Origin of the sequence: Corallococcus exiguus, from assembly GCF_009909105.1 — a bacterium.
GTDB lineage: Bacteria > Myxococcota > Myxococcia > Myxococcales > Myxococcaceae > Corallococcus > Corallococcus exiguus.
In genome coordinates this window covers 327678-344533 of record NZ_JAAAPK010000002.1, presented here as the reverse complement: position 1 = coordinate 344533, position 16856 = coordinate 327678, and the positions used below count along the sequence as shown (strand labels likewise).

The 16856-nt window shown below is 70.8% G+C and carries 14 protein-coding genes; 6 read left to right on the top strand and 8 right to left on the bottom strand.

Translation table 11 applies throughout. The features are described from left to right. Positions 1–43 precede the first annotated feature (43 nt). Genes GTZ93_RS07905 through GTZ93_RS07895 form a run of 3 tightly spaced genes read right to left on the bottom strand, consistent with a single transcriptional unit; the run spans position 44 to position 3533 of the window. Entirely contained in the window at positions 44–1450 is a 1407-nt protein-coding gene (locus tag GTZ93_RS07905; protein WP_139915457.1) for a hypothetical protein, read from the bottom strand. Continuing rightward, positions 1450–2283 (bottom strand): PIG-L deacetylase family protein, encoded by an 834-nt coding sequence (locus tag GTZ93_RS07900; protein WP_139915458.1) that lies wholly within the window; start codon positions 2281–2283, stop codon positions 1450–1452. Before GTZ93_RS07900 ends, GTZ93_RS07905 begins: the two co-directional genes overlap by 1 nt. After that, entirely contained in the window at positions 2280–3533 is a 1254-nt protein-coding gene (locus tag GTZ93_RS07895; protein WP_257978948.1) for a glycosyltransferase family 4 protein, read from the bottom strand. Before GTZ93_RS07895 ends, GTZ93_RS07900 begins: the two co-directional genes overlap by 4 nt. A gap of 170 nt (positions 3534–3703) precedes the next feature. On the opposite strand from GTZ93_RS07895, the gene GTZ93_RS07890 reads away from it, so the two are divergent. Continuing rightward, the gene (locus tag GTZ93_RS07890; RefSeq protein WP_161662715.1) at positions 3704–4909 is read left to right on the top strand and encodes a glycosyltransferase family 4 protein; all 1206 of its coding nucleotides are present in this window, start codon (positions 3704–3706) and stop codon (positions 4907–4909) included. Here the strand turns inward: GTZ93_RS07890 and GTZ93_RS07885 are convergent. Genes GTZ93_RS07885 through GTZ93_RS07870 form a run of 4 tightly spaced genes read right to left on the bottom strand, consistent with a single transcriptional unit; the run spans position 4882 to position 9372 of the window. Next, on the bottom strand, positions 4882–5775 hold the full coding sequence (locus tag GTZ93_RS07885) for a glycosyltransferase family 2 protein (RefSeq protein WP_139915461.1): 894 nt from the start codon (positions 5773–5775) through the stop codon (positions 4882–4884). The genes GTZ93_RS07890 and GTZ93_RS07885 overlap by 28 nt on opposite strands. Beyond that, positions 5772–6980 (bottom strand): hypothetical protein, encoded by a 1209-nt coding sequence (locus GTZ93_RS07880; protein ID WP_139915462.1) that lies wholly within the window; start codon positions 6978–6980, stop codon positions 5772–5774. The genes GTZ93_RS07885 and GTZ93_RS07880 overlap by 4 nt, the downstream gene beginning before the upstream one ends. Continuing rightward, positions 6977–8164 (bottom strand): glycosyltransferase family 4 protein, encoded by a 1188-nt coding sequence (locus GTZ93_RS07875; protein WP_161662714.1) that lies wholly within the window; start codon positions 8162–8164, stop codon positions 6977–6979. The genes GTZ93_RS07880 and GTZ93_RS07875 overlap by 4 nt, the downstream gene beginning before the upstream one ends. Continuing rightward, complete coding sequence (locus tag GTZ93_RS07870) at positions 8149–9372, bottom strand: alkaline phosphatase family protein (RefSeq protein ID WP_139916120.1); 1224 nt, start codon at positions 9370–9372, stop codon at positions 8149–8151. The genes GTZ93_RS07875 and GTZ93_RS07870 overlap by 16 nt, the downstream gene beginning before the upstream one ends. Positions 9373–9507: 135 nt before the next feature. On the opposite strand from GTZ93_RS07870, the gene GTZ93_RS07865 reads away from it, so the two are divergent. Further along, a complete protein-coding gene (locus tag GTZ93_RS07865) occupies positions 9508–11367 on the top strand; it encodes a GumC family protein (protein ID WP_139916121.1) in 1860 nt (619 codons plus the stop codon). A gap of 79 nt (positions 11368–11446) precedes the next feature. Further along, a complete protein-coding gene (locus GTZ93_RS07860) occupies positions 11447–12379 on the top strand; it encodes an LbetaH domain-containing protein (RefSeq protein ID WP_139916122.1) in 933 nt (310 codons plus the stop codon). A 26-nt stretch (positions 12380–12405) separates the two neighbouring features. On the opposite strand, the gene GTZ93_RS07855 is transcribed toward GTZ93_RS07860, so the two are convergent. Further along, positions 12406–13821: a sigma-54-dependent transcriptional regulator gene (locus GTZ93_RS07855; RefSeq protein WP_161662713.1), complete on the bottom strand. Its 1416-nt coding sequence runs from the start codon at positions 13819–13821 to the stop codon at positions 12406–12408. 383 nt (positions 13822–14204) lie between these two features. Between GTZ93_RS07855 and GTZ93_RS07850 the strand changes: the two genes are divergently transcribed. Genes GTZ93_RS07850 through GTZ93_RS07840 form a run of 3 tightly spaced genes read left to right on the top strand, consistent with a single transcriptional unit; the run spans position 14205 to position 16854 of the window. Continuing rightward, entirely contained in the window at positions 14205–14726 is a 522-nt protein-coding gene (locus tag GTZ93_RS07850) for a serine O-acetyltransferase (RefSeq protein ID WP_158627507.1), read from the top strand. After that, positions 14723–15865, top strand: a complete 1143-nt coding sequence (locus GTZ93_RS07845) for a glycosyltransferase family 4 protein (RefSeq protein WP_139916124.1) — start codon at positions 14723–14725, stop codon at positions 15863–15865. The genes GTZ93_RS07850 and GTZ93_RS07845 overlap by 4 nt, the downstream gene beginning before the upstream one ends. After that, positions 15862–16854 (top strand): WecB/TagA/CpsF family glycosyltransferase, encoded by a 993-nt coding sequence (locus GTZ93_RS07840; RefSeq protein ID WP_139916125.1) that lies wholly within the window; start codon positions 15862–15864, stop codon positions 16852–16854. Before GTZ93_RS07845 ends, GTZ93_RS07840 begins: the two co-directional genes overlap by 4 nt. Positions 16855–16856 lie beyond the last annotated feature (2 nt).

The window sequence follows — 16856 nt, the reverse complement described above, 5'->3', positions numbered from 1 at the left end:
GAGCCATCCCGCGCTGACGGCTCCATGCTCCAACACGGAGCCGTCATGTCGCGGAGGCCCGCTTCGCCATCACCGACGGACGGGCCGGGTACACGGCCGCCAATGCGCCCAAGAGGATGTGCAGCAGGAAGAGCAGTGGCGTCTGGCGGTACTCCCATTCGGAGAAGCTCTGGGCGAAGGCGCCCAGCAGTCCGAAGAAGACTCCGACTCCGAAGCGTGAGCGCAGCGCGGGCGAACGCTTGAGGAAGAAGCTGGCTCCCATCTTGAACCAGCTCAGCCAGACCGCCGCGAAGAGGATGACCCCGGGCCAGCCTGTCTCTCCCAGCGTGATGAGATACAGGCTGTGTCCCGGGGGGGCCTGGGCCGCGTCCACGTTCGAGCCCGCCGGGATGGGGCCCTTGGGCGGTGCTTCCTCCGTGCCGGTGTAGGGGATGTAACCGAAGCCGATCATCCGGCCGTACTGGTTGGACACCGCGTAGGACCAGTTGTTCAGCCCGACTCCGAAGACATGGTCCTCTTGCATCAACCGGGCGAGGTGGACGTAGGCGCCGCGCCCTTCGTGCTCCTTGCCCCCGAACTCACTGGAGAGTCCTCCTTCGGAATCGAAGCGGGCCTGGAAGGCCGGTGCCAGCTTGAGGCCCACGGGAATGGCCGCGAGCAACAGCAGGAGCGCCACCCCTGCTGTCTTCGGCGTTGGCTTCAACGCCCCACACGTCAAGGCCACCGCCACCAGGAGCAGTCCTAGCGAAACCAGTCCCGCTCGCGACACGGTGCACAGCACCGAGATGGAGCCCAGGAAGGTGGCCACGCCGCACAGACGTTTGAGGCGTGGCCCTACGTCCGAGAGCGCGACCGCGAGCAGCACCGGGACCGCGATGAGGTTGAACATCGACACGGTGTTCGGGTGGAACAGCGTCCCGTCCGCCCGGCTGTGCCCCAACACGACCCGGGAGTGGATCACCCAGAAGCACTCGTAGATGACCGTGATGGCCAGCGCCGCGACGAGGCGCCGGAGGTCCCGCTCGTTCTTCACGCAGGCCGCGATCGTCACGTACACCATGATGGCGCGGAACATCTTCGACAGCTCGAACAGGCCGAACAACCGGGGCTCGGAGAGCAGGACGTTCACCGCGTTGTACGCGAGGAACACTCCCATGATGGCCAGCCCGTGGGGCCACTCGCGCCGCTGGCCTGGCTTGCGGTGCCGCAGCTCGTCCACCCACAGGAAGATCCATAGGAAGTCGAGCCAGCTGAACTCGAAGCCACGCGTGGTGCCGCGATACCAGGCTCGGCTGAAGAAGTTGAGGGACACCGCCGAGGCGTGGGTGGTGCCCCAGACGAGCAGGATGACGCAGAGGTGCTTCAGGCGTTCGGACCTCCCGACGGCGTGAATCCCGGCGGGAATGACGACCGCACACAGGCCCAGGAAGAGGAGGAACTTCGTCTCCATCAGCGCGCCGCGATGTCGATGCGCCGGTAGAGCTCCTCTTCCTCGAAGAAGCACGGGAGGAACTCGCCTCCGTCCACGTCGTGCAGCGTGTGCCAGCGAGGCTCCGCGTCTCGGCGCTCCATCTGCGAGGCGTGCAGCGCCAGCGCGGCTCGCTTCTGCTCCACCACGCCCCGGAGGGACACCTTCGTCCGGAAGTCCTTGAGGATCCGCAGTCCCAGCCTCGTCGACACCGTCCCCGCGAGCACCGACCGCTGCTGCCTTCGTGTCCTTCCGAAGCCCACCATGGGCCAGTGCCTCCAGGCCCATACCGCGTACTCGAACACCGTGACGGGCCGCCCTACCCTTGCCACTGCCTCATGCACGAGGTGGTTCGTGCTCACGTGGTCCGCGTGTTCGCCCCGAGCGTACGGGACGAAGAGGTGCTCCGGCCGGTGCCTCCGCAGCAGGTCCTCCACCCTGGCCACTGCCGCCTCCCGGTTCGAGTCCAGCGCGCCGTCGGGAAAGCCCAGCAGGAAGACGTCCGCCTCCTCCACACCTAGAACCTTCGCCGCGCCCAGCGCCTCTTGCGCCCTCTGCGCCTTCAGTTCGTCGCGTGAGATCAGGTGCGCGTGTGAGCTGGCGCCGTCCGTCAGGAGGACGATCCGCACCGCCGCTCCCGCGCGCCGCTTCTGGAGGATGGCGCCCCCACACCCCAGCGTCTCGTCATCCGGGTGCGGCGCGAACACCATCGCGGGACACCGGAGCTCGTCCTCGTTGAACGTGCGGGCTCGCCGTCCCAGCGCCAGCCGCTGCAAGCGACGAAGTCCCCTCCTCACCGGGCTTCCGTCCATCATCGCCGCGCTCCTTCCTCGAGGACCGCCTGGTAGAGCTCCGCGACCTTGCTCGCCACCACGTCCCAGCTGAAGCGCTGACGCACCTGCGCGGCACCCGCTCGCGCCGCCACGTCCAGCCGCACGGGGTTGGCGAGTGCCTGCCGCAGCGCCTGGGCCCAGTCCTCCACCTCCAGGGTCGGCACGCTCAGCCCTTCCGGACCAATGGCTCCGGCGAGATCCGCCAGGCCCGAGTGCACCGCCAGCAATGCCGGCCTCCCCGCCGCCCACGCCTCCAACACCGCCAGTCCGAAGGCCTCGTGCGCCGAGGGCACCAGCACGAGCCTGGAGAGCGCCAGCAGATCCGGAACCTCGCGGGCCGCGTCCAGGTTGCCGAGGACATGGACGCGCTCGCCGAGCCCCAGTGCCTGGATCTCTTGCTTCAGCTGTTCTCCATAGGCTGCGTCCACCGTCGCGCCGGCGAGGACCAGGTGATGATCCTCGGGCGCCCCCACGGCGAAGGCCCTCACCGCTAGCACCTGGTTCTTCTGCGGAGAGATGCGCCCCACCAGGGTGACCACACGTGCGCGGGCGAACCGGGGCCAACGCTCTCTCGCCCGCTGCGCGCTTCCCGTGGCCATCCGCTTCAGGTCGACCCCCTGATCCAATCTCACGGCCCGGTCCCCGACCACCTCGGACAGGGCGCGACGCTCCTCTTCGTTGAAGGTGATGACTCGCGCGGCGTCCTGGATGACGCGCCGGGCGCCGAATAGCCATCCAATGGGCTGGCCCATATCCATGAGCCCTGACAGCCGCCGCGCGGTGTCCTGCTCCAGCCAGGACTTCCGCGCCAGCAGTGGCCCATGCACGGAGATGACATAGGGGCGCCTCGTGAGACGCATGGCCGTCCGCACGGCTCCGCCGATGCGCCCCGCCGTGTGCAGGTGCGCCAGGGCGAGGCCCGCGTCCTTCGCGAGCCGGAGCGGCTCATCGAAGGTGGCCAGGTTGCCGGCATTGGCGACGAGCGCCCTTCGCTTCTCGGCCGGGCCCAGGAACGGACAGAAGGCCTGATAGCGCAGCAGCGGCACCTCGGGGCCCAGCGCTCGATCCGGCTCCGAGGGCCCCGCCGGTGCGTGCACCTCCGGCCCCCAGCCCAACGCCGCCAGCCGCCGCGTTACCTCCACGACGTGCGTCTCCGTCCCGCCCCACTCACGCGGGTCGTACTTGCGAAGGACATGCACCACGCGCCGCCCGGGGCGCTCCACAGCCGTCATATGCACGGGCAAGACGCAATTCATGGACCAGACACTCCGCGCCCCACCCGCGGCGTCCCTCCTTCCCCATTCCCATTCCGAGACGTCTCAATGCGAGACATCCGGGCGGTGCATGGGCAAGGAGTCAGCTCGCGGGGAGGCATGTCCCCTGCAAGCTGAAGGGCCTGCCCGTGAGAGTCACCGTCCTTACCAACCTGTACCCGCCCGACGTCCTCGGCGGCTACGAGCTGCTCGCACGAGATGTGGTGGAGGGGTTGGAGCGACGCGGCCACGAGGTCGACGTCCTCACCAGCGGCGATGGCTCCGAGAACGGGCGCGTGCTGCGGTCCCTGCGCCTGGCTCGCCGCTTCGGCCGGCCCGCGGGACGGGATCGCCTCCGTCACTTCGCGGCTGGTGCGCGGAACACGGCGGCGGTGCGCCGCTACTTGAAGGACCATGGCAGGCCGGATGCGGTGCTGGTCATGAGCCTGCGGAGACTGGGGCTCGCGCCGCTGCGGGTGCTCCACGAGGCAGGCGTCCCCGCGATCGTCACGGTGAACGACGACTGGCCGGTGGCGTTCAGCGTGGGGCGCGACGCGCGGCCCTGGGCTCGGCTGGGCAGCGTGCTCGATTCGCTGCTGGTGCCTTCACGAACTTGGACCGGCATCCAGCCCGCAGGGGTCGCGTGGCTTTCGGACGCGGTCCGGCGCACGTGCCTCGCGGCGGGTGTGCCGCTGGACTTCGGTGTCGTGCGGCCACAGGGCGTGGACCTGTCGCGCTTCACCCCTCGTCCCTTCCGGCCCATGCGCCCGGAGCCTCGGCTGCTCTTCGTCGGCCGGCTCCATCCGAGCAAGGCCCCCGATGCGGCCATCGACACCCTGGCGGCCTTGGAGAAGCGCGGCGTCAAGGCCACCCTCACGCTCGCGGGCGCGGCGGACGATCCGGCCTATCTCACGTCCTTGCGGCAACGGGCGCGGGTGCTGCGGGTAGACGGACGCGTGGCATGGGCCGGGCAACTTCCCCGCGAGCAGTTGCTTCCGCTGTATCAGGATGCGGATGCGCTCCTGTTCGCGTCAAAGCTGGAGCACGAGGGCCAGGGCCTCACGTATCTGGAGGCCATGGCCTGCGGCCTGCCGGTGGCGGCGTCCCCCAGCGGCGGTGCCCGTGACTTCCTTGATCGGCACGACGCTTCGCTGCTGGTGAAGGCGTGCACGGGTGAAGCCTTCGCCGAGGCGCTGGCGGCCCTCCACCGGGACGCGGCGGCACAGGAGGTGCTCGTCCAGCGGGCGCTCGACATCGTGCGAGAACACGCGTCACTCGACGCCTACGTTCGCGGCATCGAGGAACTGCTACTCGATGCGGCTCAAGCTCACTGCCTCCGCAGCACCACCCGCTGACCGACGCTCGCGTCCGCGTTCCCGCTCCGCAGGCGCTGCTCTCCCCACTGGTGTCCCTTCCAATAAGCCCAGTGGTACACGAGCCTCCGGGGAACGGAGAGCGCCAGGCCCGCGGCGTCGCGCGCCCGGATGTGCACGACCGCATCCCTTGCCCATGACGCGCCCAGCTTCCGGGCCAGTCCCGTCAGCGACGCGGGCTCCTCCCGGATGAAGGCATCCGCCTCTCCTTCGATGAAGCGGCGCCCGTACAACTGTTTCAGCGTGTAGTTGTGCGAGTGCATCACCCACGCGTCCGGCACGTAGCGCACCCGGAGCCCGTCGCCTCGCGCCCGGTGTCCCCACTCCGTGTCCTCGGAGCCCCACGCGTCCTCGTAGAACGGGTGCTTGAGCCACGCATCCCGCGTCATCGCCGCGAACGGCAGCGAGTACGTCATCCACGGCGGCGGAGTTCCCTGCTCCGGGAACGCGACCTCGTAATCCCTTCGCACCCACGTGTGCGCTTCCGGCCTCGGCAGCTGCCGCGCGAAGGTCGCGTCCGCATCGGTGCGCTCAATGGGCTCCAGCAACCGGTCCAGCGCCTGCGGCGTCAGCGGCACCACGTCGGAGTTCTGGAAGACGATGATGTCGCCTTGCGCTTCGCGGATGGCCCGGTTGAGCACCACGCCTGGGAAGTACGCCCCGGCGTCGATGCGGATCAGTTGGCAGGGGAAGCGCGAGACGATGTCCAGCGTCGCGTCCCTGGAGCCCGAGTCCACCACGAGCAACTCGAAGTCCTTGCGCGCCTGCGAGAACAGGCCGGAGAGCGCCTGGCCTATGACCCAGGCAGAGTCCTTCGAGCGCATGATGACAGTGACCTTGCGACTCATGATTGGTCCCCCAGGCGCAGGCCGAGCTTCCTCGCCACGTGCGCGAAGTTGGGGTCTCCCGACTCGCCCCAGTACCTCAGATAGGCGCGCCGCAAGTCCGCTGGCTCGCGGCTCGCGGCTCGCAGCAGCTGCCGCGCGAACTCGGCGTCCTGGGGCCCGCCCACCTCGAACGCCACGAAGGGGAACGCCGCCGCCAACCCCCCTCGCGGCCCTCCGAGCCTTAGCCCCAACCGCGCTCGGAGCCCCAGCTCGGGTGAAGCCTTTGGCCGGAACCTCACGCCGTTGCGCACCCGACGCAGCCAGACCTTCGGTTGGAGGCCGCCCTCCTTGAGGGAGTGCTTCAACGCCCGCTCCGCGTATCCGGACCACTTCAGCCCGGGCACCGATAGCCTCGCGGCCTCACACGTAAGGTGCACCTCCGCGAGCCTCGCCCTCCCCTCGTCCATCCAGGGCCCCAGCTCGCTTGGGGCGAAGCGCGCGTAGTCCGGCTCCAAGCGGAAGGCGCTCGCCTCGTCGTACAGCTTGCGGAATCCGGCCGGCACGTCGTGCCGCAGCGCCATCCGCCGCCGCTTCTCCGCGTAGCTCCAGTCGTATGCACCCAGGAAGTACAGCAGCGCGTCGCCGTAGCCGATGATGGCCTTCGCCGTGTGCCGGAGGATCGTGCGGCGCGCGTCCTCGCCCAGTGCGCCCTGGTCCCGCAGCACCTGGTTGATGATCAGCAGCGTGCCCCGGTTCACCGCCAGGTTCCGCACGTCGTCGGGTGGGATGGCTTCTCGCGTGAAGTGCTCGAGCCCCGGAAGGAACGACGCATCCCCCGCCACCGTCTTGTGGCCGAACCGCATGTCGTACCAGATGACCTGACACGGGGACCTTCGCAGCGCCCGCACCGTCGTCACGCCCAGGTCCAACCCCAGCCCGTGCCGCTCGCGCAGCGGCTCCAGCACCAGGTCCAGCCGCGCCTTCAGCCCCTCTCGCGGGGCTCGCTCCAGCACCAGGAGGAAGTCGAGGTTGTTGTGCGGCCGTTCGACGCCGTCCCTCTTCTCCACTCCTCCCTCACCGCGCCCGTAGCCGCCAATGAGGGCCAGCGTCCGCAGCTCGTCCGGGCGCACGTGCCCGTGGATGACGGCCGCCGCTTCTGACACCACCTGGGAGATCCTCGCCTCCACCTCGGGCGAGCCCTTCAACGTGAAGCGTCCGTCCCTCACGCCGCCCTCCCTCCCGCGCCCGCCACCGACTCCAGCAGAGCCAGAAGCCTCGTCACGTGCCGCTCGGGGACGAAGCGCTCCTCGTAGGTCCTTCGCGCGTGTGCCTCCATCGTCCTCCTCAGGCCCGGCGCCGCCATCAGCCTGTCGATCGCCTCCGCGAGCGCCTCCGGATCATTTGGCGGCACGCCCAGCCCCGTCTCGCCTTCCGTCAGCCACTCCCCCACTCCGCCCACCTGGCTGGCGATGACTGGCGTCCCGTGCGCCAGTGCTTCGATGCCCACCAGTCCGGACGTCTCCGGCGCTCGGCTGGGGAAGACGACACACGCGGCCCGCCGGTACTGCTCGGAGAGCGCTTCGGGCGCCATCGGGCCCAGGAAGGCCACCCGCTTCGACAACCCCAGCACGTCCACCTTCGCGCGCAGCTCCTCCTCCTGCCGGCCCCTTCCCACTACCGCCAGTCGGCACGGCTGAGTGGTGCGTGTCAGCGCGTGGAACAGCACATCCAGGCCCTTGCCTGTCGTCAGCTGCCCTACGAACAGGAGCAGGTCCTCCTCTCGCTCCACCTGCACCTGCGACTGAAGCGGAGCTTGCGCGTACAGCGGGATGACGTGCGTCCGCTCGCGCGGGAAGCCATGCGCCGCCACGTGGTCCGCCATGTACCGCGAGCCCACCACGAAGGCGTGATGACTCCGGGCCAGCGCCTGCTCCTCCCGCAACCTCCCCAGCGAGGCCCACTTCAGCCCGGGCCAGTCCCCTGAACGGCCCACGAAGCCGAGACATGGGTAGCAGGCCGCGCCCACCGGCTTCGTGCAGGGCTCCTTTCCCAGCGTCGTGTACTTGTGCTCGCGCAGGCAGAACAGCCGGTGGTCGTGGAAGAAGCGGACCACCGGCGCTGGCGAATCCAACAGTGCGCGCTGCGCGTTCAGGCTCGCGAGCTGGTGCACGTAGACGACGTCCGGCGCCAGCTCCCTCAGCTGCCGCGCCAGGTCGACGATGGGGAAGATGCCCTCGAACGGCTCCCGCATCACCGGGTGCGGATCCGGCGAGACGTTCACGTCGTAGAAGAGCAGCGACGTCACTCCCCGCCCGCGCAGCTCCCGCGCGGTCTCTCGCACGTAGCGCTCGGCGCCGCCCACGGGGGTGGCGGCGTCGTTGAGCCATGCGACCCTCAAGCCGCGGCCCATGGCGGCCTCCCGTCCGGGTTCGTCTCCCCTTCCAGCCCCAGCATCGCGCACACCCATCCGGCCACGTCCATCAGCGCGCCTCGGTCCCGGGGCAGCGGCGCATCCGAGGCGATGGCGGCATACGCCGAGGGGCTGTCCACGTCGTAGCCGTGCATGCCTCGCACGTTGCCGCCCACGAAGCTGGGGGCGAACAGGGCTCCTTCCCGCAGCACGAAGAGGGCTTGTCCGTAAGGAGCACCCCGCACCGGCGCCTGTCGCTCCACCAGCGCCTCCGTGTCCAGCCATCTCCCCGGGAGCCCGTGCGCCACCATCCGCTCGCGGGCCTTCTCGCGCGTCCGCTCATCACCCCAGACCCGCAGCATCGTGCTGTCCACGAACAGCCGCGTACCTAGCAGCTCCCCGAGCATCCGCTTTGGATCCACCACCTCGTGGATGTCCGCCATCCCGTGGTCCCCCACCATCACCGTCGTCACGTCACCTCCGCCCGCGCGCATCGCATCCACCGTCTGTTCGATCCGCTCGGTGAGCCGCCGGGCCGTCGCGAGCGCGTCTTGGCTGCCGTTGCCCGTACGGTGCAGGGCGCCGTCCAGGGCGGTGGCGTACGCGAAGGCCAGGTCCGGCTTGCTCGCCCGTAACACCGCGCAGGTGTGCGCCCAGCGCTCCTCCTCCGGCATCTGCCACGGCGCCGCGAACACGCGCAGGCCCGCGCGCCTCGCCTTCGTGAGGAACGTCTCCACCCCGCCGATGCGCTCGGCGTTGAACAGGTCCTCACGCTCCGGCAGGTCGAGCCAGCGGAACAGCTCCGGAGGGACTCGGTACAGGTCCACGTACCCGGTCAGCCCCTCCGTCCTCTTCAGCACCCGCGCCGCGGCACGCCTCAGCATGCCCCGCTCATGCACCTGGCGCGGCAACAGCCCCAGCCACCTCAGCGGCGACAGCACGCCTTCGTCCTCGCGCTCCGCGTGCGCGAAGAGGCACATCCGCCCGTGCCGCTCCGGCGGCGCGCCGGTGAGGATCGTCGGCAGGGCTCCACATGAATAGCCGAGGATGCCGCGCAGGCGGCCCCGGTGCGGCAACCCACGCAGCCCTTCGAAGGTCTCCAGCTGGGACGGGCCCAGCGCATCGACGAAGACCACGAGCACACGACGCGGCCGGAAGTGCCGTGCCCCGGCGCTGTCTCCTCCTGGTGTCATCTCTTCCCGGGACATGGTTCTGTCTCAATGTGAGACGGCTCCGAGCGCTCCCGCCGTCCGCGACGGTGTCTGGCATTGCAAGAGCTCCGCCACCCGCGCCCACCCAAGCTGGCTGGACACTGGCATCCACCGTGCAGCCGTCCTCACCGGATGTTCTCGCTGGAAGAGGGCCCGGAGCCCGAAACGCAGACGGCGCCCGTGCGACAGGAGTCGGTGCGCTCCGGGTATCCCGTTGATCCCCTGCGCATCGCGCGGGTGCTGCGGCGCCGCTGGCGGATCATCGGCGGGTGCTTCGTCGCGGGCATCGTCCTGGGCGTGCTGCTGGCCAAGACCGTGATGCCCCGCGAGTTCACCGCTCGCACCATTCTCGTCTGGGAGCCCACGGGCTCGCGCGCGGCGGCGAACCCCGAGCGGGAGATCCAGACGCTGATGGACACGCTCAAGCTCCCCAACAACCTGGAGGCGCTGCGCACGCGCACGGGCCTGCCGGTGACCCTGGAGGCGCTGGCCCGGCGGGTGGACATCGCCGTGTCCCGCGGCTCCAACATCCTCACCCTCTCCGCGACCGCAGCGAGCCCCGAGGAGGCCGTCCGGCTCTCCGACGCCATGACCCAGGTGTTCCTGGACCATCAGCGGGACTCGGAGCGGACTCGGGCCGAGGCGCAGCTGAAGGCGCTGGGCGAGGAGGTGCTCAAGGTCCAGGCGCAGCTGGAGGAGGCCCGGGCGCACTACGACGGCTTCCGCCAGGAGAACGGCATCGCGGAGCTCACGCTCGACCGGCAGTCCTCCATCGAGGAGGCGGCGCGGCTGCGCACCGAGAAGAACCGCTTCCGCATCGAAGCGGAGTCCTCGGACGCCAGGGCGCTGTTGCTGAAGCAGGCGGCCCGTGAGCAGCCCAGCCGGATGGTGCTGTCGGAGACCGAGAGCTACTTCGAGCTGCGCAAGCTGGCCGAGCTGCGCGCGGAGCTCGCCGCCCGCGGAGCCAATCTCTCCATGGAACATCCCGAGGTGGTGCAGCTCACCGCCGCCGTGCGGGCCCTGGAGTCCCGGCCCGCGGGTGGCACCGTCTCCGACCGCGTCGTGGGGACCAACCCCTCCTGGACCTTCCTCCAGAACAGCCTGCTGGACGCCGGTTCGCAGCGGGAGCTGGCCCAGAAGAAGTGGCGCGCCTACGCCGAAGCGGAGGAGGCCGCGAAGGAGCGCATCGCACGGCTCTCCGCTTTGGAGGGCCAGGCCAGTGCGCTGCTCGCGCGGATCCACATCACCGAGACGCGCCTCACCGAACTCCAGCAGCGTCAGAAGGTGGTGGAGGGCGAGGTGCGCCAGCCCGAGATGGAGCTGCGCGTGCTCACCTCCGCCACCCCGCCGACGCGTCCCTCGAAGTCCTACCGGCGCGCGGTGGCCCTGCTGCTGCCTCCCTTCTTCGCGCTGCTAGCCGTGGTGGCCCTCACCGCTTCCTCGCTGCGCGGCTTCAAGCTGTGGACGCCGGCCGAGTTCTCGTTCTGGGGACGCGGCCCGGTGGTGGCCGCCACTCCCTGGCCCGCCACCGCTGAAGGCCTGGAGGAGCTCGTCGTGGAGCTCCGGACCGCGCTGGACGAGGCGAGCGGCGTGACGCGGGTGTTGCCGCTCGGGGAATCGCAGCAGGAGCGGACCCGGGAGCTGCTGTCCCGGCTTGGGGCAACGGACGTCCCAGCCCGGGATGACGTCCCGGGACGAGGCGCGACGCTCGTGTCTTGGGAGGAGGCTCGGCGTCCGCAGGCGCTGCGACTAGCGGTCCGCAAGGGAGCGCGGGTGCTCGTCCTCGCCAGCTCCGGCGCGCACTCCGTGTTCGAAGTGTGGGCGCTGCGGCGCCTGCTCGGGAGCGAGGCGTGCGTCGGCTTCGTGGTGGTGGGGCTCGGCACCGACCTTGCTACCCATCCGGATCGCGTGGGCGACGTCATGGGCTTCTGGTCCGGCTCCGGAGCGTCGAGGGGCATGGAAGGGCCCTTCCCGCGAAAGGAGCCGCGCTGAGAGGAAGACGCCTTCGCGCGCGTCATCACAGGGCAGCCCTCCGTCCGGCGGGCCCCCCAGGAACGGAACCGACGACACCATGTTCGCCGTCATCCATCGCAGCGCCGCGGCTCCTGGCGCCGGGTTCCTGTCCGTGGCCGGGCCCCCGCTCGTCACCCGCCAGCTGCAGTGGCTGCGCGCGTCGGGCTTCGAGAAGGTGGCCATCGACATCGGCGCGGGCGCCCATGGAGAGGAGCTGCGCAGCCTCGTCTCACAGCAGGAGTCGCTGGCCCGCAACGTCGTCTTCGTCCCCACGGCTTCGCTGTTTCCGCCGGGCGTCATCGCGGACTCGGCGGGCTTTCCCGCCCACGCGCCCTTCCTCGTGGTGCCGGACACCGTCCTGGGCAACGCGGACCTCGCGGCCTTCTACCGCCGGGCGCCAGAGCGGGGCGTGCGCGTGGGCCGGCTGACGCCACCACCGGCCGTGGAGCCCTTCGCGCCAGCCGAGGTGCACCTGATCACCGCTGCCACCGGTCCCGTCACGGAGGAGGAGCTGCCCGGGTGGGGCGCGCGCCTGGAGACTCCGGGCGCGGCCCTGCGGCTGGCCTGCAAGGCGCTGCTGGGGCGGCTGCCGCGGGCGGAAGGAACCTCGCGGCTCCTCATCCACGCGGCTGAGCGGGCACCGGGGGTCTGGGTGGCGCGCGGCGCCCTCCTCCAGCGCGGCGCCGAGGTGAACCCTCCCGTGCTCATCGGCCCCCAGGCGCTCGTGTGCGCCGGAGCGCGGATCGGTCCGGGGGCGCTCATTGGAGCGCGCGCCATCATCGAGCGCGGCACCCGTCTGGTGAACGCCGTGGTGGAAGAGGAGACCGTGGTGGGCGAGGGCCTGGAGGTGCGCGATGCCATCGCCACCCCCGACGGACTGGCCTCACTGGAGGGCACCGGTCCCCTGCTCCCGCTGGGAGATCCCCTGTTGCTCGCGCGGCGCCGGCTCCTGTCGCGAGCGGCGTTGCGCCTGCTGGGGCTCTCCCGATGACGACGCCTCGCGCACCGGGGAGCGTGTCACCCCGGCTCCGGCTCCCGCTGGATGCGCAGCTCCGCCACGCGGCGGTAGAGCGTGGCCCGGCCCAGCCCGAGCAGCCGGGCCGCATGGGTGATGCTTCCGTTCGTCACCGTGAGGGCCTTGAGGATCTCCCGGCGCTCCAGTTCACGCAGCGGCACCACCACGTCGGGTGACGGCGGCAGGTCCTCGGACATCCGCTGAAGCGGTGGAGGCGCCACGGGGACGGGCGGCAGCACCAGGACGCGCAGCTCCGGTGGGAGGTCCGCCAGCTCGATGCGCTCGCCATCGCAGGAGAGGATGGCGCGCTGGATGACGTTCTGGAGCTCGCGCACGTTGCCGGGCCAGCGGTGGCGCACGAGCGCTTCGCGGGCCTCGTCGGCCAGGACGAGTGATGCGCCGCCGAACTTCTCCAGGAAGTGGTCGCTGAGAGAGAGGATGTCCGTGGGCCGCTCGCGCAGTGCGGGCACCTTCACCGGGTACACCGCCAGCCGGTAGTACAGGTCCTCCCGGAAGCGCCCCGCCTTCACCTCCGCCACCAGGTCCCGGTGCGTGGCGGCGATGATGCGCACGTCCACGCGGACCTCCGTGGTGCTGCCCACCCGGCGCAGCGTGCGCTCCTGGAGGATGCGCAAGAGGCGCACCTGGGTGGCGGGGCTCATCTCGCCCACCTCGTCCAGGAAGAGCGTTCCGCCCTGGGCCTGCTCGAAGCAGCCGCGGTGCTGGGCCGATGCTCCTGTGAAGGCGCCGCGCTCGTGGCCGAAGAGCTCCGACTCCAGGAGCGCCTCGGAGAAGGCCGCGCAGTTCACCGCCACGAAGGGCCCCTTGGCCCGCGCGCCCTGTTCGTGGATGGCGCGCGCCACCAGCTCCTTGCCCGTCCCCGTCTCTCCGAAGATGCACACCGGCACGTCGGACTGGAGGATGCGATCCAACTGGCGCGCCAAGGTCCTCATTGGAGCGCTGCGTCCCACGATGGCGCCGATGAGCCGCTCCGCTCCGCCCTCCTGCGCGCCCCTCGGCGCCCGCCAGGTCAGCCGGCGCGTCTTCGCGGCGCTTTGCAGCGTCCGCTCGAGCCGGGCCGGTTCGGAGGACTTGTCCAGGAAGGCGAAGGCCCCCATCCGGGTGGCATCCACCGCAGTGTCGAGCTGCAGGTTCCGGGTGAGGACGATGACGGGCAGCGTCGTGTCCCGCGCGCGCAGATGCCGCAGCACGTCCAGGCCCGCCATGTCGTCCAACACCAGCTCCAGGCAGACCGCGAGCCACTCGGCGCTGTCCGCCTCCAACGCCTCGCGCGCGGTGGCGTACTCGCGCACCGCGTAGCCCGCCGCCTCCAGCCAGGCGCCCAGGCGACGTCTGGCGACGTCATCCCAGTCGACAATCACCACGGGGGACTGCCGGTTCACGTCCAGGACATTCACGGTTTCGGGTCTCCTGACAGGGGGATGCGCTTGACGGGAGCACGCCTCCGGTCCCGGTGATGCGCGAGGCCGGGCACTCGCACATCGGAGTACGCGGGACAGCAAACGCATCCGTTTGCACAGACCATTCCCGCATGTCGAGACATCCCCTCTGGTTGATCCGGATGCGCTCGGCCAACGACTTGTCCTCTGGCCTGTTTGACAAATCCCGGCGTTGTCTACGTTTGGGACATCCCGGCGTCCCCAGATGAGACATCCCAGTTCGGGACGCAGACAGGCCCGAGGCGACCTGACACGCACCGGCAGCGCGTGCGACGCCATGGTTCCTGCCTTGCAAGCGGCAGCCGCCCATGCGTGCGTCAGCGAAGTCAATCCATGCCTGCATGGAGCCGTTGCGCGCCCTGCGTTCGGACAGGGCCCGGGTGGTGGATGCGGTCAGGGACCGGGGGGCGCGCTTTCCCAGAGCCGCGGCCCTGGCGGATCCGTCCTTATGGGCGGTGGGCCTGCTGCGGTGGGGGGCGGTGCTCCGGCGCGGACTGGGCACTTCACTGGGCCTGTCCACGCTGTTGCGCGTGGGCTTCCACATCGATGTGTGGACGGATGATATCGGCCCCGGCTTGAGGCTGCCGCACCCCTTCAACATCGTCATTGGCGATGGGGTGGAGATTGGCCCGGAGTGCACCCTGCTCCACGGCGTCACCGTCCAGCGGGGCGCGGGCACGCGCATTGGCCGGGGCGTGGTGCTGGCCAACGGGACGACGGTGCTGGCGGGCGCGTCCGTGGGCGACGGGTGCCTGGTGGGCGCGGCCAGCGTGGTGCGTGGGGCCATTCCCCCTGCGTCCGTGGCGGTGGGCGTGCCGGCGCGCGTGGTGCGGGCGTCCCGTCCCGGGGAGGCCGCTCCGTGAGGCTGGCCGTCGCGCTGGGGGGAACGGATTGGGGGCGCTCGGGCATTGGCACGTATGTGCGCGCGATGCTGCCCCGGCTGACACGAGGGCTTGCGCGAACCGGAGGCCGGCTGGTGGCGCTCGGCACGGCCCGGGACTTCGCCGCGTATGACACGGAGCTCGTGGGCGCGGAGCGGGCCGTGGCACCGGCCGTCGTCGACACGCCCGCGCTGGGTGCATCTTGGTACCTCGCCCGCTGCGGAGCGCATGCGCGCGGGGCCGGGGCGGACGTGCTGCTGCTGCCCGCAGCCAACCGCCGCGTCGCGCTGCGGCCCGGCCTGCCCACGGTGGGCGTGGTGCACGACCTGGCCCAGTTCAACGTGCCGGACAAGTACGACCGGCTGCGCACCACCTACGTGAGATGGCTTCTGCCCAAGGCGCTGAGGTCCTTCGAGGCGCTGGCCGCCGTCAGCCAGGCCACGCGCGGGGACATGGTGAGCTTCCTGTCCTGCGCGCCCGAGCGGATCCACGTCATTCCCAACGGAGTGGACGCGGACCGCTTCGCGCTCGGAGACGGCGCTGGCGCCGCGTGGGCCCGTGAGCGACTGGGTTTGAAGGCGCCGTATCTGCTGTACCTGTCGCGCCTGGAGCACCCGGGGAAGAACCACCTGCGACTGCTGCGGGCCTTCGCCGCGTCCCCGGTGAGTCAGGACCATCAGCTGGTGCTGGCCGGCGCGGATTGGGGCGCCGAGCAGCTCATCCGGGAGGAGCTCCAGCGGCTGGGGCTCCAGGAGCGCGTGAGGATCCTGGGCTACCTGGAGGACGGCCTCATCCCGGGCCTGGTCGCGGGCGCGGAGGCGCTCATCGCGGTGGGACTGTGCGAGGGCTTCGGCCTGCCAGCGCTGGAGGCCATCGCGGCGGGCAAGCCCGTGCTGGCGGCCCGGGCGGGTGCGCTTCCAGAGGTGGTGGGCGAGCTGGGGGTGTTGTGCGATCCGCTCGACGAGCGGGACATGGCGGCGGCGCTGACGCGGGTGGTGCGGGATGAGCCACTGGCCGCGCGGGTGCGGCGCGAAGGTCCAGGGCACGCCCGCCAGCGCAGCTGGGACCGCACGGGCGACGACCTGCTGGCCCTGTGCCGCGCCGTGGGAGGTGTTCGATGAAGGCACCCCTTCCCCGAGCCTCGCTGCGAGACGTCCTGCGCGGGCGCGCTCCGCTGGTGGGCGCGCGCTTCAACGAGGTGCTGCCGCGCGGCTACCTGTCGCCGGTGGAGGCGCGGTGGCTGCTCGGACTGCCTTATGGAGACCTTGCCGCCGAGGAGGCGCGCTATCTCCAGGGCCGCACCCCCGCGACGGACTTCGGAGTGATGTTGCGCACGTCGGTGGCTCGCGCGTTGGCACCGCCCGAGAGCGCCCAGCCCGAAGTGCGCCCGTTCATCGTCTCCGCCCGCGTGGACAACCTCACGCTCGAACAGGCGGTGGAGCAGCTCTTCACGCAAGGACAAGGTGGCCGCGCGAAGCTGGTGTCCATCGTGCACCCGCACGCCTTGAACCTGGCGGCACGCGACGTGGCGCTCGCGCGGGCGCTGGCGGAAGCGGACATGGTGCTTCCGGATGGCATTGGCATCCGGGTGGGCGCGGCGCTGCTCGGCGTGGCCATGCGCCACAACCTCAACGGCACGGACCTGTTGCCGCTGCTCTGCAAGCACGCACCCGCGCGAGGCTGGCCCGTGGTGCTGGTGGGGGCGGCCCCCGGCGTGGCGGAGGCCTGCGCGGAGAACCTGCGAAGGGCCCACCCGGGCCTGGAGCTCCCCATCGTCTCGCACGGCTTCCTCACCGCCGCTGGCTCCCGCGCGCTGGCGGAGTCCATCTCGCGGCTGGGCCCCTGCCTGGTGCTGGTGGGCATGGGCAGCCCCCGGCAGGAGCTGTGGGCGCGCGAGTACCTCTCCGGGGCCGCGCAGGCCGTCATCCTCACGGTGGGAGGGCTGTTCGACTTCTACTCGGGCCGGATCCAACGCGCGCCCATCGCCTGGCGTGAGCTGGGCTTGGAGTGGATGTATCGCCTGCTCCAGGAGCCCCGCCGGATGGCCGTCCGCTACCTGCTGGGCAATCCGCTCTTCCTGCTCCGCATCCTCTGGCAGAAGCTGCGGTAGTC

Excerpts from the sequence above, each read along its gene's own strand:
- GTZ93_RS07905 (WP_139915457.1), bottom strand. The coding sequence starts at position 1,450 with ATGGAGACGAAGTTCCTCCTCTTCCTGGGCCTGTGTGCGGTCGTCATT.
- GTZ93_RS07900 (WP_139915458.1), bottom strand. The coding sequence starts at position 2,283 with ATGATGGACGGAAGCCCGGTGAGGAGGGGACTTCGTCGCTTGCAGCGG.
- GTZ93_RS07895 (WP_257978948.1), bottom strand. The coding sequence starts at position 3,533 with ATGACGGCTGTGGAGCGCCCCGGGCGGCGCGTGGTGCATGTCCTTCGC.
- GTZ93_RS07885 (WP_139915461.1), bottom strand. The coding sequence starts at position 5,775 with ATGAGTCGCAAGGTCACTGTCATCATGCGCTCGAAGGACTCTGCCTGG.
- GTZ93_RS07875 (WP_161662714.1), bottom strand. The coding sequence starts at position 8,164 with ATGGGCCGCGGCTTGAGGGTCGCATGGCTCAACGACGCCGCCACCCCC.
- GTZ93_RS07870 (WP_139916120.1), bottom strand. The coding sequence starts at position 9,372 with ATGTCCCGGGAAGAGATGACACCAGGAGGAGACAGCGCCGGGGCACGG.
- GTZ93_RS07865 (WP_139916121.1), top strand. The coding sequence starts at position 9,508 with ATGTTCTCGCTGGAAGAGGGCCCGGAGCCCGAAACGCAGACGGCGCCC.
- GTZ93_RS07860 (WP_139916122.1), top strand. The coding sequence starts at position 11,447 with ATGTTCGCCGTCATCCATCGCAGCGCCGCGGCTCCTGGCGCCGGGTTC.
- GTZ93_RS07850 (WP_158627507.1), top strand. The coding sequence starts at position 14,205 with ATGGAGCCGTTGCGCGCCCTGCGTTCGGACAGGGCCCGGGTGGTGGAT.
- GTZ93_RS07840 (WP_139916125.1), top strand. The coding sequence starts at position 15,862 with ATGAAGGCACCCCTTCCCCGAGCCTCGCTGCGAGACGTCCTGCGCGGG.